Origin of the sequence: Acidianus infernus (assembly GCF_009729545.1) — an archaeon.
GTDB lineage: Archaea > Thermoproteota > Thermoprotei_A > Sulfolobales > Sulfolobaceae > Acidianus > Acidianus infernus.
Genome location: NZ_WFIY01000004.1, coordinates 1,762,822 through 1,784,763, shown reverse-complemented (window position 1 = coordinate 1,784,763; position 21,942 = coordinate 1,762,822). Strand labels below are relative to the sequence as shown.

General features: G+C 35.3%; 24 protein-coding genes. 11 read left to right on the top strand and 13 right to left on the bottom strand.

Going from position 1 to position 21,942, the window contains the following annotated elements; genetic code table 11:
* Window positions 1-75 precede the first annotated feature (75 nt).
* On the bottom strand, window positions 76-2,025 hold the full coding sequence (gene fdhF / locus D1867_RS10255) for a formate dehydrogenase subunit alpha (protein ID WP_155864047.1): 1,950 nt from the start codon (window positions 2,023-2,025) through the stop codon (window positions 76-78).
* A gap of 539 nt (window positions 2,026-2,564) precedes the next feature.
* Here fdhF and D1867_RS10250 point away from each other — a divergent pair.
* The gene (locus D1867_RS10250) at window positions 2,565-3,098 is read left to right on the top strand and encodes a DUF3093 domain-containing protein (protein ID WP_240872226.1); all 534 of its coding nucleotides are present in this window, start codon (window positions 2,565-2,567) and stop codon (window positions 3,096-3,098) included.
* A gap of 478 nt (window positions 3,099-3,576) precedes the next feature.
* Here D1867_RS10250 and D1867_RS10245 read toward each other — a convergent pair whose 3' ends face one another.
* On the bottom strand, window positions 3,577-3,786 hold the full coding sequence (locus D1867_RS10245; protein WP_240872223.1) for a HEPN domain-containing protein: 210 nt from the start codon (window positions 3,784-3,786) through the stop codon (window positions 3,577-3,579).
* A gap of 10 nt (window positions 3,787-3,796) precedes the next feature.
* Window positions 3,797-4,561, bottom strand: coding sequence for a DUF973 family protein (locus D1867_RS10240; RefSeq protein ID WP_155864046.1), 765 nt, complete (start codon window positions 4,559-4,561; stop codon window positions 3,797-3,799).
* Between the two features lie 75 nt (window positions 4,562-4,636).
* Here D1867_RS10240 and D1867_RS10235 point away from each other — a divergent pair, with 75 nt between their 5' ends.
* The 3 genes from D1867_RS10235 (at window position 4,637) to D1867_RS12640 (ending at window position 5,415) form a co-directional block, all read left to right on the top strand.
* The gene (locus D1867_RS10235; RefSeq protein WP_155864045.1) at window positions 4,637-4,852 is read left to right on the top strand and encodes a hypothetical protein; all 216 of its coding nucleotides are present in this window, start codon (window positions 4,637-4,639) and stop codon (window positions 4,850-4,852) included.
* Between the two features lie 8 nt (window positions 4,853-4,860).
* Window positions 4,861-4,992, top strand: a complete 132-nt coding sequence (locus D1867_RS10230; protein WP_155864044.1) for a hypothetical protein — start codon at window positions 4,861-4,863, stop codon at window positions 4,990-4,992.
* 288 nt (window positions 4,993-5,280) lie between these two features.
* Window positions 5,281-5,415 (top strand): hypothetical protein, encoded by a 135-nt coding sequence (locus D1867_RS12640; RefSeq protein WP_276608437.1) that lies wholly within the window; start codon window positions 5,281-5,283, stop codon window positions 5,413-5,415.
* A 208-nt stretch (window positions 5,416-5,623) separates the two neighbouring features.
* Here the strand turns inward: D1867_RS12640 and D1867_RS10225 are convergent, their stop codons facing one another.
* The 4 genes from D1867_RS10225 to D1867_RS10210 form a co-directional block, all read right to left on the bottom strand.
* Window positions 5,624-6,811 (bottom strand): pyridoxal-phosphate-dependent aminotransferase family protein, encoded by a 1,188-nt coding sequence (locus tag D1867_RS10225; protein WP_155864043.1) that lies wholly within the window; start codon window positions 6,809-6,811, stop codon window positions 5,624-5,626.
* A gap of 108 nt (window positions 6,812-6,919) precedes the next feature.
* Complete coding sequence (locus D1867_RS10220; RefSeq protein ID WP_240872221.1) at window positions 6,920-7,267, bottom strand: DsrE family protein; 348 nt, start codon at window positions 7,265-7,267, stop codon at window positions 6,920-6,922.
* Between the two features lie 47 nt (window positions 7,268-7,314).
* Window positions 7,315-7,671, bottom strand: a complete 357-nt coding sequence (locus tag D1867_RS10215; protein ID WP_155864041.1) for a NifB/NifX family molybdenum-iron cluster-binding protein — start codon at window positions 7,669-7,671, stop codon at window positions 7,315-7,317.
* A 32-nt stretch (window positions 7,672-7,703) separates the two neighbouring features.
* Window positions 7,704-8,447 (bottom strand): exodeoxyribonuclease III, encoded by a 744-nt coding sequence (locus tag D1867_RS10210; RefSeq protein WP_155864040.1) that lies wholly within the window; start codon window positions 8,445-8,447, stop codon window positions 7,704-7,706.
* A gap of 120 nt (window positions 8,448-8,567) precedes the next feature.
* Here D1867_RS10210 and D1867_RS10205 point away from each other — a divergent pair, with 120 nt between their 5' ends.
* Together D1867_RS10205 and D1867_RS10200 are read left to right on the top strand one after the other, a co-directional pair.
* Window positions 8,568-12,500 carry a S53 family peptidase gene (locus tag D1867_RS10205; protein WP_155864039.1) on the top strand — a complete coding sequence of 1,311 codons (3,933 nt, stop codon included), beginning with the start codon at window positions 8,568-8,570 and terminating at the stop codon, window positions 12,498-12,500.
* Complete coding sequence (locus tag D1867_RS10200; protein ID WP_155864038.1) at window positions 12,497-14,365, top strand: peptide-N4-asparagine amidase; 1,869 nt, start codon at window positions 12,497-12,499, stop codon at window positions 14,363-14,365. The genes D1867_RS10205 and D1867_RS10200 overlap by 4 nt, the downstream gene beginning before the upstream one ends.
* A gap of 50 nt (window positions 14,366-14,415) precedes the next feature.
* On the opposite strand, the gene D1867_RS10195 is transcribed toward D1867_RS10200, so the two are convergent.
* Complete coding sequence (locus D1867_RS10195) at window positions 14,416-14,751, bottom strand: hypothetical protein (protein WP_155864037.1); 336 nt, start codon at window positions 14,749-14,751, stop codon at window positions 14,416-14,418.
* A 13-nt stretch (window positions 14,752-14,764) separates the two neighbouring features.
* On the opposite strand from D1867_RS10195, the gene D1867_RS10190 reads away from it, so the two are divergent.
* The 4 genes from D1867_RS10190 (at window position 14,765) to bluB (ending at window position 17,571) form a co-directional block, all read left to right on the top strand.
* The gene (locus D1867_RS10190) at window positions 14,765-15,145 is read left to right on the top strand and encodes a GIY-YIG nuclease family protein (protein ID WP_155864036.1); all 381 of its coding nucleotides are present in this window, start codon (window positions 14,765-14,767) and stop codon (window positions 15,143-15,145) included.
* A gap of 18 nt (window positions 15,146-15,163) precedes the next feature.
* On the top strand, window positions 15,164-16,171 hold the full coding sequence (locus D1867_RS10185; RefSeq protein WP_155864035.1) for an AIR synthase family protein: 1,008 nt from the start codon (window positions 15,164-15,166) through the stop codon (window positions 16,169-16,171).
* Window positions 16,172-16,623: 452 nt separating this feature from the next.
* Window positions 16,624-16,779, top strand: a complete 156-nt coding sequence (locus tag D1867_RS10180) for a hypothetical protein (protein WP_162309167.1) — start codon at window positions 16,624-16,626, stop codon at window positions 16,777-16,779.
* A 126-nt stretch (window positions 16,780-16,905) separates the two neighbouring features.
* Window positions 16,906-17,571, top strand: a complete 666-nt coding sequence (gene bluB, locus D1867_RS10175; protein ID WP_155864033.1) for a 5,6-dimethylbenzimidazole synthase — start codon at window positions 16,906-16,908, stop codon at window positions 17,569-17,571.
* Here bluB and D1867_RS10170 read toward each other — a convergent pair.
* The 3 genes from D1867_RS10170 to D1867_RS12225 are packed head-to-tail and all read right to left on the bottom strand — an operon-like array spanning window position 17,568 to window position 19,513.
* Window positions 17,568-18,053: a 3-isopropylmalate dehydratase small subunit gene (locus D1867_RS10170; protein ID WP_155864032.1), complete on the bottom strand. Its 486-nt coding sequence runs from the start codon at window positions 18,051-18,053 to the stop codon at window positions 17,568-17,570. The genes bluB and D1867_RS10170 overlap by 4 nt on opposite strands.
* Window positions 18,050-19,297 carry a 3-isopropylmalate dehydratase large subunit gene (locus tag D1867_RS10165; protein ID WP_155864031.1) on the bottom strand — a complete coding sequence of 416 codons (1,248 nt, stop codon included), beginning with the start codon at window positions 19,295-19,297 and terminating at the stop codon, window positions 18,050-18,052. Before D1867_RS10165 ends, D1867_RS10170 begins: the two co-directional genes overlap by 4 nt.
* Before the next feature lie 39 nt (window positions 19,298-19,336).
* A complete protein-coding gene (locus D1867_RS12225) occupies window positions 19,337-19,513 on the bottom strand; it encodes a hypothetical protein (RefSeq protein WP_170283912.1) in 177 nt (58 codons plus the stop codon).
* A 122-nt stretch (window positions 19,514-19,635) separates the two neighbouring features.
* On the opposite strand from D1867_RS12225, the gene D1867_RS10160 reads away from it, so the two are divergent.
* Entirely contained in the window at window positions 19,636-20,403 is a 768-nt protein-coding gene (locus tag D1867_RS10160; RefSeq protein ID WP_155864030.1) for an Lrp/AsnC family transcriptional regulator, read from the top strand.
* On the opposite strand, the gene hjc is transcribed toward D1867_RS10160, so the two are convergent.
* The gene (gene hjc / locus D1867_RS10155) at window positions 20,345-20,767 is read right to left on the bottom strand and encodes a Holliday junction resolvase Hjc (protein ID WP_338078037.1); all 423 of its coding nucleotides are present in this window, start codon (window positions 20,765-20,767) and stop codon (window positions 20,345-20,347) included. The two genes, D1867_RS10160 and hjc, sit on opposite strands and share 59 nt — an antisense overlap.
* Window positions 20,768-20,791: 24 nt before the next feature.
* Window positions 20,792-21,913, bottom strand: coding sequence for an ATP-binding cassette domain-containing protein (locus D1867_RS10150; protein WP_420809297.1), 1,122 nt, complete (start codon window positions 21,911-21,913; stop codon window positions 20,792-20,794).
* Window positions 21,914-21,942 lie beyond the last annotated feature (29 nt).

Below are 21,942 nucleotides of genomic sequence, written 5' to 3'. Positions count from 1 at the left end.
GTGCATTTATAAATATTCCGTTGTAAATAGTTACTTAGAATTATGTATAACTGAATAAAGAAAATGAAAGGATATTTATTTCCTTATGTTAATCACAATATACTTGAACTTTGGAGTTTTTGACTCTTCATCTAGATCATTACATACTACATAATTTATTTCAGTGTTATGCATATATGCGAAAGCCACACCTCTCATTATGTCTCTCGATAGCCTAACTCTTGCCTTTGCAGAACCACATTTCGAAGAGATCTCGACTTCATCTCCTTCCTTTATTCCCAGTCTAGTAGCATCTTCTGGGTTAATAAAAACCTCTAACGGAATTTCTGGAAATCCGGATCTAACTATTAGTTCGTCAGTATTATAGTGAGTAACTTCCCTTCCAGTGATTAGTATCATGCCTTTAGAAAGCTTTGGTTGCTCAACTGGGCGGAAGTGAGCTTTACCATCTTCAGTTAGGAATTTTTCTCTATAAAGTACTTCGTCGTTTTGCGGGTACCTCGACGGTAAGGAGTAGTCAGTCATTTCTCCAAAGTTGAGATTAGAGTATATTGATACCTCTTTTAGCTCATTAAACACTTCCTTAGGATCTGATGAGAAATTAAAACCAAATTTCCTTGCCAAATCCGCTATTATTTCTAGCTCTGGCCTAGCTTCTCCTGGAGGGTTAACAGCTTTAAACCTCCACTTTACTAACCTGTCCAAACTCGTCACAGAACCTTCTTTTTCAGCCCACATTGCTGCAGGCAATATATAATGAGCAAACTTTGCGGTCTCAGTCATAAAGGAGTCTATTACGACTAACAAGTCTAGAGATGATAAGAATTTTTCAACAACTTTCCTATTAGGAAAACTCTTAGCAGGATTAAAGTTCATTAAAAAGATTGCTTTTAAATTAGAGCCATACAAGGCTTCGGTAACTGTTTTACCCGGCTGAATAGGCGGTTTAAATCCCCAAACTTCCTTTAATTGTAAAGCATGTAACTCGTCCATTTTACCATTAGGAAATACATTAGGCTTTACTAAATCTCCAGAACCTTGAACGTTAGCCTGGCCACGATATACTATTAACCCTCCCCCTTCTATTCCAACGTTCCCTGTCAGCAACGCTAAATTAACTAAAGCTCTTACTCCGTTAACTCCAGAAGACTGAGTTAATCCTAAGCCCCAAGAGAAAATAACAGGTTTCTGTGAAATTAGCTTAGCAAACTCAATTATTTTTTCTCTAGGAATTCCAGTAATTTTCTCCGCATCTTCAATGGAATACTTACTTACAACTCTCTTATAGTCTTCAAAGCCTTCCGTCCTTTGTTTAATAAAATTCTCATCAATTAATCCATTAGAAATTAAATAATTTGCAACTGCATTAAATAAGTATATATCAGTAGAAGGAGAAATCTGCAAATAAAGATCGGCAATTTTGGCAATTCCCGTTAATCTAGGATCTATAACTATTAGTTTACCTCCTTTTCTTTTGAGCTCTACAATGTATTGGGATATTACTGGATGGCTTTCTGTTATCGATTCTCCTGCTATGACCAAGACTTTAGCTTTAGGAATTTGAACAACCGAAGTCGAGGAAGCTCCTACTCCTAACATTTCCTTTAATGCTATAGCTGAAGGGTCGTGACATACTCTAGCACAAGAATCTACATTGTTAGTCCCCAACGCCCTAGCCAGTTTCATGAAAGAGTAAACTTCTTCCAAAGTGTTCTGACAACCGCCGTAAAAGCCTACGGAGAATGGGCCATATTTTTTAATAATATCGTTTAATTTGATATAAATTTCCTCAATGGCTTCTTTCCACGAAATCCTTACGAATTTCTCGCCCTCTCTCTTTAAAGGATATAAAACCCTATCTTCTGCGTAAAGAGATTTGAAAGCAACACTGCCTTTACCACATAAGTGCCCTTTACTCACGACGTGGGTTTTATCAGGCAAGACCCTTACTATCTTACCCCCTTCAACTTCTAGGTCTATTCCGCAGCCTACTCCACAAAATGGACAAATGCTCTTAACAATCATACATGATTATTTACTTTTCGAAATTTTAAGAATAATATTTCCAATTAAATATATTTCTTTTTATAACTGATGTACTAAATTTCCTTGTATACGTCTATGAATTTCTTATACTAACTCTCTTAAGTCTTCATAGTGACTACGTGAAACTCTAATAATGTTGTCTCCAATATAATTCACAAGTTCAGTGTATTTACGAGGACTGTCGTTTATTTGTCACTGTCTGGCCTAAAGTTTCCCTAACGAAACTGCCTAGCTTCTGGAGCATTTTCTATAACAGCCTCCTTAATCTCTTTCCAATACTTGTAAATATTGTCAAGCATTTCTTTCCTCAAATATTATTCCTTAAACTTACCTTTTTCTACAGCTTGAACCATCTAAATCTTAACTTAGACGTAACCCCAAGAGTCCTCAATAGAAGAATAGATACACATATGGACTACAGCTTGGTAAGGACGATTAAATACGAAAAGCATGATCTAAGGCTTAGAATAGCTGTAGAGTTAAGAAGCTTCGACTATAAAAAGTAGGGAACTGAGGTGATGATAAATAAGAGACATAGAAGGAACTTCATAACTTATATCCTCAGCATGAAGGCTGCTAATAAATCTAGAATTAAGAAAAGGGATCCTCTATATACTGTAGTTATAGTTTTATTTATGTTTTCAAAATTTTATCTCGTGAAAGCCCCACTTGCAGTGAGAGTACACACTAAGAAAGGGGATAAGTTGTTCCTCTACGGACAAGTTATCATTTGGCTCATATATGTTTTAATTAATGTTGGGCTGTTCATAAATAAATTACTCTTATTTGGTACAATAACGTTAGCTTTAGGCATAATTTTAATTACTCTAGTTATAAAGTCATACTCCTATTTAAACGTTAGAATAACACCAGAACGAGTTGAGATAGGTAAGTGGAAGATATCCCTAGACCAAGTAAGGGAGATAAAAGTATTAAGGCAGAATGGACCTACAGCTGACTTGATTATAGTTTATGAAGGAGGAGAGAGAACCATCGAGGAAGTAAAGAACTGGAAAGAAGTCTTAGAGACATTCCAAAGATATATAGTCTGAAGCACAAGGGATTGTTGAAATATTAACAGTTTGTCCCTACACTTTTATTAATCATGATAAAGTGTATCCAAGGTAGGTCATGGGAGTTCAACGGCACGGGGCTCGCATCTCTGTAATCCCTCCATCTAACCTTTCTCTCACCCTCGTAAGCAGTCATCGATTGGGAGATCATTAATAAAAATACTATATAATAAATAAATATAACTAATCAAAAATAATTTAGAATAATTAGTAGTTACGTAAAAGCATTACAGTCTGGAGATTATTAAGTAGCATTTAGTAATAGTCTTGTGAGAGGAAAAAGTTAATTCCAGAATTTGTATCTTAGTGATAACACTTTCACTACGTGAGAGAGACTTGAGTAAGCTTATCTTCTAAATATAAAAGTTTTAAAAACCTTAATGAAAAAGATGCTTTATGCCAACTAGACATTCTAAGCTTATATTAATACCTATTCTATCTCATAAAAATCATGGCATCATCTATCTTCAATAATTATGCTTAATAGTTTCCTTATTTCGCGGGTTCTAGGAACTTCTATTCCTAAATGTGTCTTTATTGCAAGTTGTGCAGAAACTCCACTAGCTAATGATGAAACATTATATGACGAATTTGAAAATAATAATCTTGAAGCATTAAGATATTCCTTTGCTTTATTTAAGTACTCTAATGCAACATCGAATGACATTGTAGTACCCTTAAGGCATATATTCGACTACTGCAGTGAACGTCTCTCCGTTACTGAATGTTATTGTTATATTATAGAGATTTCCAGCAATCATTTTTAAGGGATCAATTTGAACTCTACTTTTTACCATGTTTTTCCCTACCTTTACTGGAATTTCTGTATTAATCGTCTTATCCTCAAATTTTATGCTAAGTATTTTATCTTCTCTAGGAGAATAAAAGGAAAACTCAAAATCTCCATTGCTTGTCATCTTACCTATTCTTATTTGATAAGGAACAGGAGATGGCTTAATTTCTTCCATTTCTTTCTTTTTTTCTTCCTCTTTCTCAACTTCTTCTGGAGATTTATAATACGCATAACAAAGCGAAAATCCTATAAATGAAACAAAGGGAACTGATGCCACCCAACCTGCATTTTCTAATTTTTTATTTTTTTCTAATCTACCGATATCTCTATAAGTTATTCCTAAGAAAAAATTTCCCAGAAAGATTAAGAAAGGAATTGGTATAAATTCAAAGAGAATTATACCAGTTACATACATTAGGTAACCTATATTAAAATTTGTATTTCTTAGTCCTCTAGTCAAAAAACCTATTGGAAGTAAAGTTACTAACGATACTCCTATTGTTCCTGGAAAAATCATTTCAATGAAAAAATTATTCTTAAGAACATAAATAAAATAGAAAATTAAGGCATAAGAAATATAAAATACTCCAGTAGATATCGCAAGCAAAATTGCAACTATCTTTAGTCGACTTTCAGGCGATTTCTCCATTTATGAAACTATTTACTCTTAAGTAAAAAACGTTTAGTGTGATTTAATAATGTCTGTCAAACCAATACTACTAAAATGATGTATCCAGATTACTCAAGGAACAACCTATATAACGTAGCATGTAGTATAGAGGACGCGTTAGTTGGCGACAAGGAGTATTGTTCTAATATTACCTTATCAGATAAAATATTCCTTGTATTAATTGATGGAATGGGATATAACATTTTGAAATCTGCTGTAGAAGGAATAAAATTTACACTGTATTTCCATCAACTACGGCAACAGCTTTAACTACGCTCATGACCGCTACGAAGCCTGAAGAGCACAAAATTTTAGGTTACACCACTTATGTGGATAAGGTAGGAGTAATAAACGCTTTGAAGTATACTATGCCAGAAACGTCAGAAGTTGATTTACTTAAAAAGCTTTAGAAAAATCAATGGAGGAAGTTTTTAACGTGAAAAACATAGGCAAAAAAGCCAGGGAAAAAGTAAGAAGAGTATCTCAATCTTACCTAAATGCATTGCCGGAAGCGAATTTACTAAGATGCTCTATACTAATGTCATAGAACTCTGTGGGACGGAATATATAAAGCTAAAATTTTTGGAGAAAAAGGAGTAAATTTCATTACACTTTATATTCCTGACATAAATTTAACTGCTCACAGATATTTGCCTTACGCTGAACTAACTTTGCGTGCAGTAAAAGATGTTATTTTAATGATGTTAAGGGATATTCCTAAAGGATACGACACAATAATAACTGCGGATCACGGATTTATACAAACAGAGAATGCAATAATGCTCGATGAAGATAAGGACTTTGTTTCATCTACCGCCTTTTGGAGACGCTAGAGCAATATTTATGAAGAGACGAAAGGATTTAAAATACCTAGAAGAGAAATTCTCCAAACTTTAAGGTATTCACGATAGACAAAGTCAAAGAACTTAGATTATTAGCAGAAAAAGGAGAGAAAATTGATATCCATGCAGATTATTTAGGTATCTATAGGAAAGTTTACGTCTATAGATTTAAAAACGACTATGCTGGACATAAAGGTCATCATGGCGCAATGTTGGAAGAGGAGATGGAAATACCATTAATTAGATATTCTTGAACGGCCTTAACGCCTTCTCCAAAGTTTATTGGCTCTCCTAATTTGCTAAGTACTCTTTCAATTACTGCTATTGCTGATATTACGTCGTTAATGTTAACCCATCCCATGTGTCCTATTCTAAAATATTTTCCTGCCAAATCTGGGTGAACGCCGGGGGCGAATTCTATTCCTTCAGCTAAGGACATTGAAAGTAAATCATTAGGATTAGCTTTTTTCAGCATTACCCCGGTTACAGTATTGCTATAAGCTTCTGGAGTTTTTGCCACTATTTCTAAACCTAAAGCTTCTATCCCTTTTCTTACTGCAGAAGAGACAATTTCATGCCTTCTTATTCTATTTTCAATACCTTCAGTCTCTATTAGTTCGAATGCTTTCTTTATCATTAAAATTAAATGAACTGGTAGTGTTGAGAAATAGGAAGCCTTACCTTTCTCCATTGACTGCATGACTCCTAGCCAGTTCTTCAAGTTAAGATAATAACCCGCAACGCTATCCTCACCTAATCTTTTTGTAGCGTTCTCTGAAACTACGAGCAAGCCTGCTCCAGGCGGAGTGCCTATTGCTTTCTGGCTGGCTGTTAGAAACACGTCAACTTTCCAGTCTTCTGCTCTAACTTCTTCTCCTCCCACGCTTGCAACTCCGTCTACTACTATGAGATCTACGTAATCCCTTATTCTTTTAGTAACTTCAGCAATAGGCTCTCTAACTCCAGTACTAGTCTCTACGTGAGTCATTGTGACCATTGTATAATTATCTTTCTTAACTTCCTCTTCAATTTCCTCTGGTTTAACATAGTATCCGGCTTTTGCCTTTAACGCCTTTACATTAACCGGATATCTAGAAAAAATGTCTATCCAACGATTGCCGAAAACTCCGTTAGATACTACTAAGACCTTATCCCCTTTTCTGAGTAAAGAGGTTACACTTTCCATTGCAGAAGTTCCGCCACCTGGAATTATGAATGGCTGATAACTTTCGCTTACTCCCATTAGTTTCCTTAAGAACTTTAGGGAAAACGACATTGCATCAACGAATTCCTTAGATGTAAATCCTACATCTCCTTTAACTCCTCCTAAAAGCACGTCGTAATCTATTGTTTCAGGGCCTACATGCATTAAGATTTTTCTTGTCATGAGAGAATTATATCTAAAGGAGATTATAAATTAATAATAAGATAAGGAGGAAAAAATTAATCAGTTATTTAGCTTTCTTCATCTCTTCTGAGTGAGCTGAGCTCTTCATCAGAAGCTTACTACAGCATAACCTTCGTCAATTCTTTTTGCAGTTTCTACACCGCCCATTACTTCCCTTATTCCGTCGAATATTAAATCCTTGTTTAAACCTAAGTTTTTCAACGAAATACCGCAATAACTCACGTCAATTCCTGCATTAATCATTTCTTCTATCATCTTCTTCATTTGTGGTGCGTTTGCAGCTTCTCTTAATAAAGTTTCTACTCCTCTTCCGAGGAACATAAATGCAACTGTAGCTCCTGCATTTTTCCTCGCTCCTAGTGCAAAATTTATTGCCATCGTTGCTCTATTAATATCATCTTTTCCTGCGGTTGAAATAACGAAGATCTTTGCCATAAGATAAAACATTTTTTGAGTAAAAAAAGTTTAACGTATAAAAATTTTTAAAACCCGTGATGGTGCTCGTCGTGTGTTGGTTTATCAGTTTCTTGTAGTTCTCCTTTCTTTAGCTTCTCTAAAGCTTCTTCGACAGTTAATCCTTCTGCCAGGAAGATCTTTGCTTTACCTTTAAGTAATCTAACTCCAGGTGGGCCTATTTCAGCAACTATCACCGCGTCAACTCCTTTATCCAGTGCTGACTTTAACATATGAGCTCCTCTCGCAGCGGTAGCCTTTAGTGCGGGATTCTCATATTTTTCAACAAGTTTTACTTCATCTCCGTCAATTTCGTAGATTAGCACTTCCTCTCCTTCACCGGGACCGTCAACTCTCCCTTTAGTTACTGGGATTGCTACTCTCATTAATTATCGATTTCGATATCGGATATAAAAAGTTATTGTATTTCCAATAATATTGGAGCGTGATCAGATCCCATTACCTTTTCAAGTATGTCCGCTTTAATTACTCTGTCCTTGAGGGATTGAGAAACTACGCAGTAATCTATCCTCCAACCTATGTTCTTTTCTCTAGCATGAAATCTATAGGACCACCAGCTATAATGGCCACCTTCTTTGACAAACATTCTATAGGTATCTACGTAACCCAAAGATAAGAAATGAGAAAACCATTCTCTTTCTTGAGGCGTGAACCCTGCGTGATTTATGTTATCTTTAGGTCTGGCAATATCTATTTCTTGATGAGCTACATTAAAATCTCCGCAGATAATACAAGGTTTTTTAAGAGATGTCACAAATTTTTCAAAGTCTCTATTGAAAGATAGCTTAAAATCTAATCTCTTTAATCCTTCTCCAGCGTTAGGGAAATAAGTGTTAATTACATAATACGCTGGGTACTCTAGGATTATAACTCTTCCTTCGCTGTCATATTCTTCCTTTCCTAGCCCATAAGAAACTGAAATTGGATGAATTCTGGTCATAGACATTGTTCCGCTATATCCCTTTCTTTTGGCTGGAAAAACATAGATTTCGTATCCTAGTGATTGAAGATCTAAGGGAATTACGTCAGTTTTTATCTCTTGAAACATTAGAATATCAGCGTTAAAACTTTTTACTGTATCTATGAATCCTTTGCTCATAATAGCCTTTAATCCGTTAACGTTCCAAGATATTAACCTCATGCTGAAAGCCTTCTATTCTTAATATTAAATACCTTTTACCTTCTTTCTTTTACTTTAATTTAATGATTTATATAGAATACAAACATAATGTTTAAAAAGTTATGGTAATTTATTATTCGTATGAAAAGTGCATTAGTCTTTCTGTTAGTCTTTATAATATTTTTAAGTAGTGTAACAGGAGGTATCGAAATAGTTTATTCCCAAACCGCCAAGAATTGCTATATTGCTCCAGAAATTAATGGCACCCCTCTAGGTAAGCTTCCTTCAAATACTCCTATTTATATAAATATATTCCTACCACCAAAGAATATGAATGAATTATTACTTTTAATGCAAGAAGAATATCACGGTCAGGTACATTTAAGTAGACAACAGATAATAAATGAATTTGGAGATCAAGAAAAAATTAACGAAATTTCATCCTATTTGAAATCTAATGGATTTAACGTAGTATTTACTACGCCATTCTCCTTAATGGCAGAAGCACCAGCATTTAAGGTTAATGCGTTATTTGAAACTCAGCTTTACTTATATAAAAATGGACAAGAAATATTTTACAAACCGTATAGTAAACCTAATATTCCTCCTGCCCTCCAGAATGTTTTAATAGGTGGTTTAACTAATTATACTGCCGTAAAAACTCAGTATTTAGTCTTAGGAAAATTAGTCGACGGAGTCTTAAAGCCTACTAATTCATCTAAACAAGTTCCATTAGGCTTAAATTTTGCTTATACTATGTATTCTCCACAAGATCTTGAAGGAGCTTATAATGTTACCGGTCCAGAAGGTAAGAACGTTACTGTAGCAATCATTGATGCTTGGGGAGACCCACTAATCTGTCAAGATATTCAAGAATTTGATCAAGAATTTCACCTGCCTCCGGCTAATTTAACTATAGTTCCTATAGGTCCATATAAACCAATATTTGGATTATTTACTGGTTGGTATATAGAAACAGCATTAGATGTAGAAGCTGTTCACACAATGGCTCCGTATGCTCATATAGAACTCGTTTTATCTCATGGATGTCTCTTCTGCGATATTCTTCAAGCTATAATATACATAGTTTCCGCGGATAATGCACAAGTAGTAGACATGAGCTTTGGAGCTCCAGAGAACGAATTTACGGCTAGCGGAATGTACGCATATTATGAAGGATTTCCTATTGTCAATTATCCTTTAGTAAACTATTACTTTGAACTGGGTAGTGCAGAAGGGATAACCTTTATAGGAGCCTCTGGTGATCAAGGTGCATACGAAGGAACTTACACAACTTTTGGAGGAGTAGTATTTCCATCTTCGTCGCCTTTTGTATTATCAGTTGGTGGTACTTCATTATATCCGCAAATAACTTCTGGTTACATTGCTTCAATGAACTCTACTGCAGTTTATGGCTATGAAAACGCTTGGAGTGTATTACCGCAGTATTTAGGTGTAGGCACTTCAACTGTAGCTTCTGGCGGGGGTTATAGCACTTTCTTCCCAGCTCCTTACTGGCAGGCTTCTATTACTAAGTCAGATACTAGGGCGACTCCAGATGTATCCGCAGATGCCAATCCTTATACTGGGTTTATAACTATAGTACTGGGTAATAAAGAGGTAATTGGGGGTACTAGCTTATCTACCCAGCTATGGGGTGGCGTAATAGCGGATATTGACTCTTACATAGGGCGGCCATTAGGCCTAGTTGCCCCAATTCTTTATTCTATATATGAGAATTCTACACTTTATCAAGAGGCATTCCACGAGGTCACTCAAGGATTTAATGGGAAATATTTAGCTCATGCAGGCTATAACTTAGTTACTGGATTAGGTACGCCTAATGTAGGCGTTCTAGAAGAAGTAATAAAGGATTACCTAAGTTCTCACCCAGAATTGGAAATTTCACTAAGCACCTGCGAACCAGGCTTTACCATGCCATGGTATTGTTATTGTACTACTTTCCGTATAGTAGCTGAGATAAGTTATCCGAACGGAACAATAGTAACTAGTGGAAATTTCAATGCTTACATTTACACTCTTAAAGGCTTCTTGGCTAGTGTACCTTTAAAGTATAACGGAACGTATTGGGTAGGCAATTTCACAATAAGTAAAGGAGACCCTGCAAATTGTTGGACTATAGTAGTTAATGGGACTGCAGGAGGATTATCTGGAATATCGCAAGTAGATATAGATGTTGGATATTCTTTCAATATAATATCTCCTCCAGAGGGTATAATACCTCCAAACGCTCCTGTGAGATTTTGTGTATGTATTTATAATCCAGAAGGTCAACCTGTAATAAATACTACGGTTACTATGACAATGTTATATCATGGTAAGGTAGTTTCAGTCACTCCTTTAGTCCATACTAGGCATTACGGCGATTATCGTGGAACGTTAATATTGTTATATCCTCAACCTGAAGGGACTTACATTATTGAAGCTAATAATACTTGCGGTTTTGCCTATGAATGGGAGTATTTTGGGCTAGTTGTTTACGGTGCTGTAATACCTCCAATAAATGATGGAATGACTTCTGCTTACCCAGGAGAAAATATTACTGTAATAGGCTTCATTTTCAATCCTTGTTTTCAAGGGATATTTAATGCAACGGCTTATGCAGAATTAATTTCACTTAATGGAAAAATAATAGCAAAAGTTCCTATGACATTAGCCCCAGATAAAACAATTCTAGGAGTTTATAATCTATTTGAGTTTCATATAGCAAATATTACGATTCCTAATAATGTAACTCCAGGTTACTATAAGGTAGTAATAACTTCCTACTTACATAGCATATTTGGACCATGCTATGGTAACTTCACCACGTTCATTTATATTAGCAATTCTAGCTTATCATATCAAGTTAAGAGCGTTTCAGAGGTTTATGAAGGCCAATGCATTAAGGTATTTGCTAATATAACTTATTCTAATGGCACTGAAGTAAAGTACGGAGAATTTACAGCTGGATTTATTCCAGCAGAATTAAACTTCGAACAGCTATTGGTGGAATTTTATGCAGGAGTTCCAATGCAATATAATTCGACTTTAGGTGAATGGGAAGCAGTTTACCAAATTCCTTCTATATTAAATGAACAATGTACAATTTATAAAGGCGATCCAATTCAGAGTTTATCTGGTTTCTGGGATGTGGTAATAGAGGGAACATCAGCTAGTGGTGAGAATATAATAACTGGTTATTCATATTTTGATGTGCTACCATATACATATATAGGTAGTAAGATAATTACTCCACAAAATGTTAGTAAGGTTCCACTGCTAATATTTAATGGCACTAACTATATTTTACAAGGAATATATAGCCCTAGTATAACGATAGAATGCTTACATGGTCTCGTGGTTAAATGTTCTGAAATTGGTTTTGTGGATTCAATTAACTCTACATTAATAGTTGAGAGATCAGAGTTAGCATCCATTCATGCTATATCCTCTTCCTTATGTTTAATACAAGACACAATAGGACATGTAATTAATGCGTCTGCATTAAATTTGGTGAAGTCTAACGCGACTTTAGTTTCCACTGTGATTGAAGATTCTAAGTATGCATTTAATATTACATGCAGTAAGGTTAACCTTGAGGGAGTGTATTATAAGAACGTTATGGAAGTAACAAACTTGCCTACTCCAACAATAGTAGCCTATTCTCCAATTAATGTAACTACTTCATCATCGACAATACAATTCAATATATCTGGAAAGAATTTGAAAGTTATAGGGGCTTATATAGATGGAAAATTAGTCAGTTTTACTTCAGAAGCTACATCCAATGGTGTACTAGTTACTGTTCCGTTTAATGCTAGTATAGAACCATCTGGAGCTTATTACATTACAATAGAAGTATGCGATGGGCTCGAGTACAATTTATCAGCTGTGATATTTAATTCATATCATGAAGTAGTAGACGCTCAAATTTCGTCATCTTTATCTCATGACGTCTCTTCATTGCGTTCATCCTTAACTACTGGGGAAATATTAGGATCAATAGGTATAGTCCTTGGTATAATAGCTATATTTTTATTTATATTTAAAGGAAGAGGTGAGAAAAAATGAATAAGAAGAAAATAATTCCAATCTTATCTTCTTTATTATTTTTTGTCCTTATATTTTCAATAGTAGTCCCAAGTACAGCAGAAACTGCTCCAGAGATTTATAAGCCAGTATTTCCATTAAATATAACAATATCTAAGTCTGCAATACCATTTACACAAGATCCAGCATTTTACTCATTTGAGGCATATCATATAATTCCACCAAACGTAACTCCTATAGTAGTAACTATAGCCAAAAACCTAATATTTAACGATACAGGGCTTAAACCTTATTATGAAAGAGTTTACATACCACCGGGTAATTACAGCCTGGAAATACTTAATGTTACAATAAGAGAATTTAATGGTGCGCAGTATGATAGATGCGCTTATGTTTACGCTGACGGCATACCAATATTCTGGGGCTCAACTCAGGAAATTAATAACTCCACAGCGGAGGCCGACGTGACCTTATTCGAGAATCTGTTACAAGGGAATGTAACTTTTGAACTCGTAATCCAAAATTATTACGATGCTAAGATAGGAATTACTGGATTATATGAAATGAACGTTACGTTATACTTATATCCTGGGCAGAAACCTCAAGGCTTACCTAACGGATTCATACCAATATTTGTCAACGCTACATGCGAACATATCTGCTATAATTATTCTTACGTTATACTCTATCCAGGGATGCCTGCAAAAACCCAAGAAATTCAAATACCTAACGGTACTTACAGAATGATGGCACTAATTTATGAAAAAGGAGGAGGTAACGACGAATTCTGGTATGCTTGTGAACCTGCAACCAGGCCAATTCTAGTATACTATGATAACTTGCTTGCTGGAGTAGTTAATCCGTATGAGACAATATATACTGGTGGAATAGATTTATTCTATTGGAAGCCTTTGACCTCTATAAATACTCTGTCCTTCCATTCACCATATATAATAGATTTAACACCATTCTTAGCCCTTGGTAACAAGGCAAACATTACTGTATGTGTTTATAATTTAATTACAGCGTACGAAATAACTCAATCTATGGCCCATGATTGGGACATTGCTGGAGTAATCTTATTATGGGTAAATGAAAGCAATCCGATGATTTGCGGTAAATTAAATGTTGCAAAGCACGAATTTATTGACTCGGGCCCAATGTTCTTCCCAGTATTCTTTGGAGAATGTTACTTAGAGGATGGACATTACTATTTAGACTATTCTGCAGAACTGAAATTTGAACATGGAACGGAGAATTCTCAAGTAATTCAAAAAGGATTTTACTGTGCAAGGCAAAAGCTCAGTTTCGTTTATGAATATGCTTTCTTAGATGAGAAGTTTATGGAGAAAGCTGTTGAAAGTGGCATGTACAATGCTACGCTCTGCTATGACGTAAATTATCCTATTACTCTTAACTTTGACGCTGTGGAAGTTCCTATAACTAATCCTCACGTCATTCCATTCAATTTAACTTATGAGCAAAACGGTACAATATCATTAGGGTTAGATTATTATATGAAATGGACATTTGGAGACTATTGCCACGAAGTTAATACTATAGAAAGCCTATACAGCATAGGAGGGTTTGGAGGAATTATAGAAATAATAAATAGTTATGGAGGAGCAGTGCTCGTTAAACTGACTTCAAACTATGCTATGACAGTAAAGAACTTGACTTCAAATTGGCTCGTTAACGGTGAAGGGTTCAAAGAGACTTTCTCAGCCGAGGGACTACAGAATAGTACTGTAAACCTTAACGGTTATTATGTATACGTGAAGGAGTCCTTCAGTAGTATAGGTTCTTCAGATCCGCCCTTACAATACAACATAGCTAACGAAATAATTCAAATTATTAACTACAGGCTACTTGAGTTAGAAATTTAAAGCAAATTTCTCCCTTCTTCTTTCTTTTTTAATTTATTCTTCTCTTCTTTTTATTCTTCCTCGTTCATTAAATCTGAGAAATCTTCTTCAACTTCAGACTTTTTGCTTCCTTTCTTTTCCTCATAATTCTTTTTGCTTTTCTCTTCCATTTCTATGTACTCCTTTGAAGCCTCGTTTAATGCATAACCAAGCCTATGATAAAGTAATGAAGCCTCAGCAGTAGTTAACTGAAAGCCCACCCTATTATTTCCATCGTCAATTACTAGTAAAAATTTTGCTTCCTGTGCGAATCCTTTATCATTAATCGATGCTGAATCGACAAGTAACTCCAGAGTCTTTGGTTTACCGTCTTTTGTAAACCTAGGAATCCTTAAAATTCTTTTCATAAATTGAGATTGTATGATAAGGTATAAAGGTTATGTGGCCTTCTTTTACTGTGATAAGGACGTAAATATAATTGTGAATAGAAAGAATGAGTTTGAATTAAAGAAAGGTTACTACGCATACGTCGGATCTTGCGGCCTTCACTGCGATAAGAGAATATCGAGGCATATATCCGGAGAGGAAAAAATGAAGAAACATTGGCACGTAGATTATATTTCGTCAATTTGTATTCCTTTAGGAGTTATTGTATTACCACTTTCGGAAAAAGAAATAGTTAGTAGGTTATCATCCTTGCCTGGCATAAAAGGATTTGGAAACACTGATGACAAAACTTCACTAACTCACCTTTTCCGTTCGTCAATAGAGGAGGTTATGGAAAGAATATTTTTATCTTAATTATTCACTTTTCTTCTTATGTTAGGAAAAATAGATAGGAAAACGTTTGAGGAAGTAATTTATCCTCACCTTGGAGAAATTCACGAGGAAGTAATTATCCCACCCATGAATGGTGTTGACACTGGTGCTATAGAAATAGACGAGAAGAGGGTAATGGTTGTTAAAACCGATCCAGTATTTATTGTGCCTCAATTTGGATTTAAAAAAGCGGCATGGTTTGCAGTTCACATATTAGCAAGCGATGTAATGACCTCTGGAATTCCGCCGAGATATGCAATGATAGATCTTAACTTGCCTCCTTCAATGACAGATGAGCAATTCAAGGAAATGTGGATAGGTATGCATGAGGCTATGAAAGAAATAGGAGTTATGGTTACAGCTGGCCATACGGGGAGATATGAGGGAGTCGATTACCCAATGTTAGGCGGTTTCTCAATGATAGGCATAGGGGAGAAAGAAAAACTAGGCTCTCCTAAAAAAGTGAAGGAAGGCGATGTTGTAATAGTAACTAAAGGTCCGGCAATTGAAGCCACTGCTCTGCTAGTTAATTTATATCCTCAGTATTTTAAGGAGAGGTTGCCCTCAGAGGTTTTTAAAGAAGCTTATGACATGTATTGGAAGATGAGCTGTTGGAAGGACGGATTAATTGCAAGTAAAATAGGAATTCATTTAATGCACTATGCAACCGAGGGAGGATTATGGAATGCACTAGTTGAAGTTTCAGAAGTGACGAAGAAGAGAATAAGGATTTTTGAGGACAAGTTATTTATAAATAAGGCTGTAAAGGAAGTAACGTCTTTAGTTAATATTGATCCTTGGATATCCATAAGCGAAGGTACAATGATTATAATAACTGATAAGGCGGAAGTTAAGGACGCGCTCTTAAAGGAAGGAATTGAGGCAGAAATAATTGGGAGAGTGGAAGAAGGAGAAGAAGGAGTTTACTTAGGTAATAAAAGGATAGAAAAACCTACTGAAGACCCATTCTGGAGGGCATTCTTCGATTTGCAGAAAAAGGCTTCTTAAGATTCTTATCTAGAATTTATAAATTGAATTTTCAATATATTTAGAAATAGTGGAGTGAGAAATATAAGTAGGAAATATGATACTCTCTTAGATTAAGATGTTTAGAAAGAAGTTTATATGTTATTTGTGATGAGATATTAAGTTGAAACTGAATACGACGATATTGCATCAAATACAGTTTATCGTGAAATTCAGGGAGTCAGATAAGCCAATCTTCCTCGAAACTGCAGCTCTTATCGAATCATCTGTCCCCTAGCCATTGTTGAAGGAAAAAAGATTTTAAACTTTCTTGGGCTATCCATACTCTTTCCGCCCCCCAACCCCCATTTTGTAATATCTAGAAAGTTATGAGACTATGTTGCTAATAACACTAAAGCTCTCGGATGCAACATTTAACAATGAAATTGAAGAGGAGAGCCTTCTGAGCAAATTCTTTGATTTGTCTCTTAAGCTTGAAAAATAAATGTAATGCTAAAACTCTTGTAGATGCATATTTAAAAGAAGCTAATTTATCTAGTGGAGATTTTGTTCAAACTTGTGAGAAGCATTATAAGGCAGAGGAGGATTTCATAAAATATTTATCTAAAGGCGAATATACTAAGATGTGATTCAAAGCAATATTCGAAGCCGTGTGTTATGGAGATCTGCTTGTACTACATTGTTTTAATCTTAAACGCTAGAAAATTGGGGATATTATCAGATAACTTTTTTACCTTTTTGGATAAGCTATCCAAATGGATCTCTACGATGCAATTAAAGGTAGGAGAGATATAAGGAGTTATTATAAACCAGATCCTATTCCTGATGAAGTTCTGGCAAAGATTTTATTAGCTGCTCACTTAGCTCCATCAGTGGGTTATTCTCAGCCATGGAATTTTATTATAATTAAAGATGAGAATATAAAAAGGAAAGTTAAGGAAGAAGTTGAAAGGCAGAGGCTAAGATATAGGGAGTTACTTGACGAAGGCAGGAGAAAATTATTCGATACTATTAAAATAGAAGGAATTATGGAGGCGCCGATAAATATTGCAGTGACGTGCGACCCTTCTAGATTCGGCCCTCACGTATTGGGAAGAATAACGATGCCGGAAACCTGCAATTATAGTACAGTCTTAGCAATAGAAAATCTTTGGTTAGCAGCAAGGGCAGAAAATTTAGGAATGGGTTGGGTTAGTTTTCTGGATAAAAATAGAATAAAGGAGATTCTTGGCATTCCTTCAAATGTGGAATTTATAGCGTATCTAACGTTAGGCTATGTTATAAAATTTCCTGAAAGACCGGAGTTAGAAGAAAAAGGTTGGAATTATAGATTGCCTTTATCAGAGGTAGTATTTGAGGATAGATGGGGCAATAAACCTAACGAAAAACTCTTGGAAAAATTGAATTCTGCTAAGATTTAGAATTTTTCAGACTTTAAATATTCCATTATTCCTCCAGACTTCAGAATCTCTAGCGCCATTCCGCTTATTCCTTTTCCTTGATATTTTCTTCCATTAACTTCAATTTCTCCAGTTTCAACGTTGATTCTTACAATTTCTCCTTCGTCTATTAACTTTGTAGCGTCATTTAGTGTGATTACTGGCAATCCATTATTTATTGCATTCCTATAGAATATCCTTGCAAAGCTCTCTGCAATTATTGCCCTAACTCCTGCAGCCTTTAGTGCTATTGCCGCCTGTTCCCTAGATGAGCCCATTCCGAAAACTTTTCCTGCTACAATTACTACTCCTGAGGAAGCTTTCTTGTAAAATTCTGGATCTAGAGGCTCCATTGCGTGTTGCGCTAAGTATTGCGGGTCAGTAAACTTTAAGTATCTAGCAGGTATTATAACGTCAGTGTCTATTTTGTCTCCAAACTTCATAACTTTTCCTTCTATTATCATGCTATCGACCTCGGATCAGTTATTTTCCCTTCTAATGCAGAAGCCGCTGCAACTGCAGGATTAGCTAAGTAGACTTTAGAGTCGTTACTTCCCATTCTACCTCTAAAATTCCTATTGCTGGTTGAAACTATAGTTTCTCCTGGCCCTGCTACTCCGAAGTGACCACCTAAGCAAGGACCACATGTTCCGTAAGTTACAATACAGCCTGCATTGACCAATGTTTCTATGTAACCTAAGTCCATTGCCCTCCTGAACATTTCGTAAGATGCAGGAATAGCTATGCACCTAGTCTTTACTTTTTTATCCTTAAGTATTTTTGCAGCAATTTCTATATCGCTTAACCTACCGTTTGTGCAAGAGCCTATGAAAACTTGATCCACTTCTTTACCTTCAACCTCATTAACGGTTTTTACGTTGTCTACGCTATAAGGTACGGCAACTAATGGTTCTAATTTACTTAATTCTATCGTGTATTCGTCAGCATATTTTGCTCCGGGATCAGGAGTAACTAACGCGGGTTCGTATCCTCTCATTGTCTTTATATAATTTTTAGTCTCTTCATCAGGAATAAACATTAATGCATCTGCGTTCATTTCTATTCCCATGTTTGATACTGTTGCTCTATAATCCATTGGGAATGTAGAGGGGTTTTCTACGTAAACTTCTATCGACATTCCGTTAAAGTAATCAGCCTTGAATTCTTGTAGCAACTTCAGTGCTACGTCCTTCCCGGTAATCCATTTCCCTGGTGAACCTTTTAATTCTACTTTAAAGGGAGTAGGAACGACTAGCCACGTTTTCCCAGTAATTACTGCTGCCGCAATGTCTGAGGCTCCCATTCCTTGAGCAAAAGCTCCTACAGCACCGGATGTCGTGGTGTGACTATCTGCGGCTACTATTACTTGACCGGGCAAGGCATATTTTTCCAGCAAAACTTCGTGCATTATTCCGAAATTAATATCGTGAAAGTTAGGTAATCCCATCTTTTTTACAAATTTCCTTATCATTACTTGTATTTCTGCACTCCTTACGTCAGGAGGTGGTGCTAAATGATCAAACGCAATTACTATTTTACTTTTGTCGAATACTTTCTCAATTCCCGCTTTTTCCATGACTTCTATTACGTGATATCCTGTTAAGTCGTGAAATGCTACTATGTCAGTTTTTGCTTCTATTACGTCACCTGGCGAGACTTCTTTTCCAGAAGCTCTGCTGAGAATTTTCTCTGTAAGAGTCTGGGGCATAGTTTCCAATTAAGTGAAGGGGAAAATAAATCTTAATTATTAAACAGTTCGAGTTTCGGACAATTTTACGTTATTAAGTACTAAAACTCCCTTACCCTTCTGATAGGATATAAAAACATATCCACACTCTGGACAGACTTTTGATATTATATCTCCATCTTTTATAACCTTCTCCTCTACAACCTTTTTACATACTGGACACATTTTTCTAGCCATGATTTAAGGCTTTATCTTTTTCATTAAAAGAGTTTTTACTAAGTATTACCGAGAAAAATTGAGGAATTTTTATAAAAAATCTTCTAATGAAAGCGTATATTTAATGAGTACTATATTAAAGTATGGATCAAATAAATAAGAAAATCTTGTTCTACCTATTAAAGGACTATAGAACATCACAAAGGTCAATAGCAAAAATGATAGGAATATCTTCTCCAGCAGTGAATTATAGGATAGATAAGTTAATCCAAGATAAGGTAATTAAGAAGGTGTCACTTTACGTTAATCCAAACTTTTATGGAAAATATCATGCGTATGTTGCTTTTAAGAATATAAAGGACTGGGAAGGAGAGTACGTATTTAAGGTAAATTGTCTAGAAGAGACAAATATTTACGAAATTGAAGGTAATACCCTAGATGATTTAAAGAAGAAAATTGATATTATGAGCGAGAGTTTAGGTTACCCAAGGATGATATATATTCCTAAACAACAGCCCTATAATCCTTCTAATTTCGACCTTAAGCTTGTCTCAATAATGAAAGAAGAACCTACTTTGGATACAATGTATTTAGCAGATAAGATGAAGGTATCTACTAAGACAATTAGGAGGCATATAAGGTACCTTTATTCCAGGAATTTCATTAGGCTAATTCCGGAAATTGACTTAACTAAGGCAGGATTAGTTATGTACGCTGTATTTACGCATAACGTAGAGATCGGTAGAAAATTCTTTTCAAGGCAAATGTTCAGGGAAATAAGTGATAATACTGCTGGAATATTTGTGAATATTGGAGATTCTTTAGAGGAAGTAAAAGAGGAGTTCTTTAAATTTAGAGAATTTGATAAGGACGCTGATTTAATGATTGCAATAGATTACTCTGTAAGTTAAGCAAATAATCCTCTAATGAAATAGAGTTTTCTTCATTAACTTCCTCTTCCTTAGCTACTTCAACTTCCTTCACTCTCCATCCAATTCCTCCTTTAAATTTTACAACAATCAATGCTTTACCTTCCATTGGAAACATTTTCAGAAAGTCTAAAATTTTTCTAATTTGATTTTCTTCAACCTTAACTTTCTTTTGCCAAGTGCTTTTAACTTCTATAGAAAGTAAAATATTACCCTTAGTAGCAAATACGTCTGGTAAAGGATTAGGAGAAGAGTTTGACGTCGGAATTCTCACTGCGTTAAAACCGTAATGCATAAGAAGCTTAACTAATTCCCTTTCCGCATTTCTACCTATTGTTTTATTCACGCAAGGAGAATTGTACAAAATGTATTAAAAGCTCTTGTCCAAGTTAATTATGCTGTCGCACATGCTTATTATATCCTCGTCGTGAGTAGCTATAATTATTCCTCTCTTTTCCTCTTTTAATAGCTTAATCATTTCATAAAATGAGAGCAGAGAATTTCCATCCATTCCTACACTTGGTTCATCTAACGCAATTACCTTCCTACCGGAGGCATAAGCTGAGGCAATTAGAACCCTCATTTTTTCTCCATAACTTAAAGTGTAAGGGCTCCTATCTTCTTTATCCTTTAGATTAAAGAGCGATAATACGTCTTCTCTTCCTTTAACTTCTTCCTTTACTGTAGTGCAAAAGAATTGTAAATCAGGATTTTGAAAAATTACGTAAACTTTTCCCACTAATTGCTTTAAGGTAGTTGTCTTACCTGCTCCATTCCTTCCAATTAAACAAAGTACTTCACTTTCTCTAACTTTTATTCTAGCCTTAGTAGTTTGTACGTCAAGGATTTCTTTTCCCAGTTCACTTTCAATTTTAGAGAGTTTAAATCCCCTTAATCCGTGGGATTTTAAGAAATTTTCGTCGTAAAGCTTTTCCTTGTCAATCTCTTCTATTTTATCTTCCAGTAAGTAAACTCTATCTAGCATATCTCTTATTTCTTTAACTCTATGTTCTGCTATTAAAGTGCCCTTAGGAATTATTTCCTTTACTTCAACAGTAGAGTACTTATCTAAATTTGCGAAAGGTTCATCAAGTAGAACGTATTCTGGCATTGAAGCTAAGGTTGTTGAAATTACGAATCTCCTTTTATAACCGTCAGAGAGCTCTAGGAACTTTTTATCGTAATATTCGCCCATAATATTCTTAACGATTTTCTCGTTTACTCTGTGATACCTAGATAAAAGCTCTACTTCCTCCTTTGCCGTTTCTGCTAGAATCTGGGAGTAAGGTTCTTGTAATACGAGAGAAACTTTACTATAATCTTTTTCTTTACAAAAGTCTTTGCCATCAAGTATAACTTGGTTCTGAGAGTTGCAAAGAACGGACTTTAGCAACGTTGTTTTCCCGCTTCCGTTTCTTCCTAGTAGTCCAACAATTTCTCGTTTATCTACTTCTACACTACCTTTACTGGTTATAATTGTAAGCACGAGTATTCTTTGGCTACAAAACATTTATTAATAAT

Excerpts from the sequence above, each read along its gene's own strand:
- D1867_RS10170 (WP_155864032.1), bottom strand. The coding sequence starts at position 18,053 with ATGATAATAGAAGGAAAAGTTATGAAGTTTGGAGACAAAATAGACACT.
- D1867_RS10210 (WP_155864040.1), bottom strand. The coding sequence starts at position 8,447 with ATGAGGTTAATATCTTGGAACGTTAACGGATTAAAGGCTATTATGAGC.
- D1867_RS10225 (WP_155864043.1), bottom strand. The coding sequence starts at position 6,811 with ATGACAAGAAAAATCTTAATGCATGTAGGCCCTGAAACAATAGATTAC.
- D1867_RS10245 (WP_240872223.1), bottom strand. The coding sequence starts at position 3,786 with ATGTCATTCGATGTTGCATTAGAGTACTTAAATAAAGCAAAGGAATAT.
- D1867_RS10250 (WP_240872226.1), top strand. The coding sequence starts at position 2,565 with ATGATAAATAAGAGACATAGAAGGAACTTCATAACTTATATCCTCAGC.
- D1867_RS10215 (WP_155864041.1), bottom strand. The coding sequence starts at position 7,671 with ATGAGAGTAGCAATCCCAGTAACTAAAGGGAGAGTTGACGGTCCCGGT.
- D1867_RS10230 (WP_155864044.1), top strand. The coding sequence starts at position 4,861 with ATGACCGCTACGAAGCCTGAAGAGCACAAAATTTTAGGTTACACCACT.
- D1867_RS10185 (WP_155864035.1), top strand. The coding sequence starts at position 15,164 with ATGTTAGGAAAAATAGATAGGAAAACGTTTGAGGAAGTAATTTATCCT.
- D1867_RS10195 (WP_155864037.1), bottom strand. The coding sequence starts at position 14,751 with ATGAAAAGAATTTTAAGGATTCCTAGGTTTACAAAAGACGGTAAACCA.
- fdhF (WP_155864047.1), bottom strand. The coding sequence starts at position 2,025 with ATGATTGTTAAGAGCATTTGTCCATTTTGTGGAGTAGGCTGCGGAATA.
- D1867_RS10240 (WP_155864046.1), bottom strand. The coding sequence starts at position 4,561 with ATGGAGAAATCGCCTGAAAGTCGACTAAAGATAGTTGCAATTTTGCTT.
- D1867_RS10220 (WP_240872221.1), bottom strand. The coding sequence starts at position 7,267 with ATGGCAAAGATCTTCGTTATTTCAACCGCAGGAAAAGATGATATTAAT.
- D1867_RS10235 (WP_155864045.1), top strand. The coding sequence starts at position 4,637 with ATGATGTATCCAGATTACTCAAGGAACAACCTATATAACGTAGCATGT.
- D1867_RS10205 (WP_155864039.1), top strand. The coding sequence starts at position 8,568 with ATGAAAAGTGCATTAGTCTTTCTGTTAGTCTTTATAATATTTTTAAGT.
- D1867_RS10160 (WP_155864030.1), top strand. The coding sequence starts at position 19,636 with ATGGATCAAATAAATAAGAAAATCTTGTTCTACCTATTAAAGGACTAT.
- D1867_RS12640 (WP_276608437.1), top strand. The coding sequence starts at position 5,281 with ATGATGTTAAGGGATATTCCTAAAGGATACGACACAATAATAACTGCG.
- D1867_RS10165 (WP_155864031.1), bottom strand. The coding sequence starts at position 19,297 with ATGCCCCAGACTCTTACAGAGAAAATTCTCAGCAGAGCTTCTGGAAAA.
- D1867_RS10190 (WP_155864036.1), top strand. The coding sequence starts at position 14,765 with ATGATAAGGTATAAAGGTTATGTGGCCTTCTTTTACTGTGATAAGGAC.
- D1867_RS10200 (WP_155864038.1), top strand. The coding sequence starts at position 12,497 with ATGAATAAGAAGAAAATAATTCCAATCTTATCTTCTTTATTATTTTTT.
- D1867_RS12225 (WP_170283912.1), bottom strand. The coding sequence starts at position 19,513 with ATGGCTAGAAAAATGTGTCCAGTATGTAAAAAGGTTGTAGAGGAGAAG.
- bluB (WP_155864033.1), top strand. The coding sequence starts at position 16,906 with ATGGATCTCTACGATGCAATTAAAGGTAGGAGAGATATAAGGAGTTAT.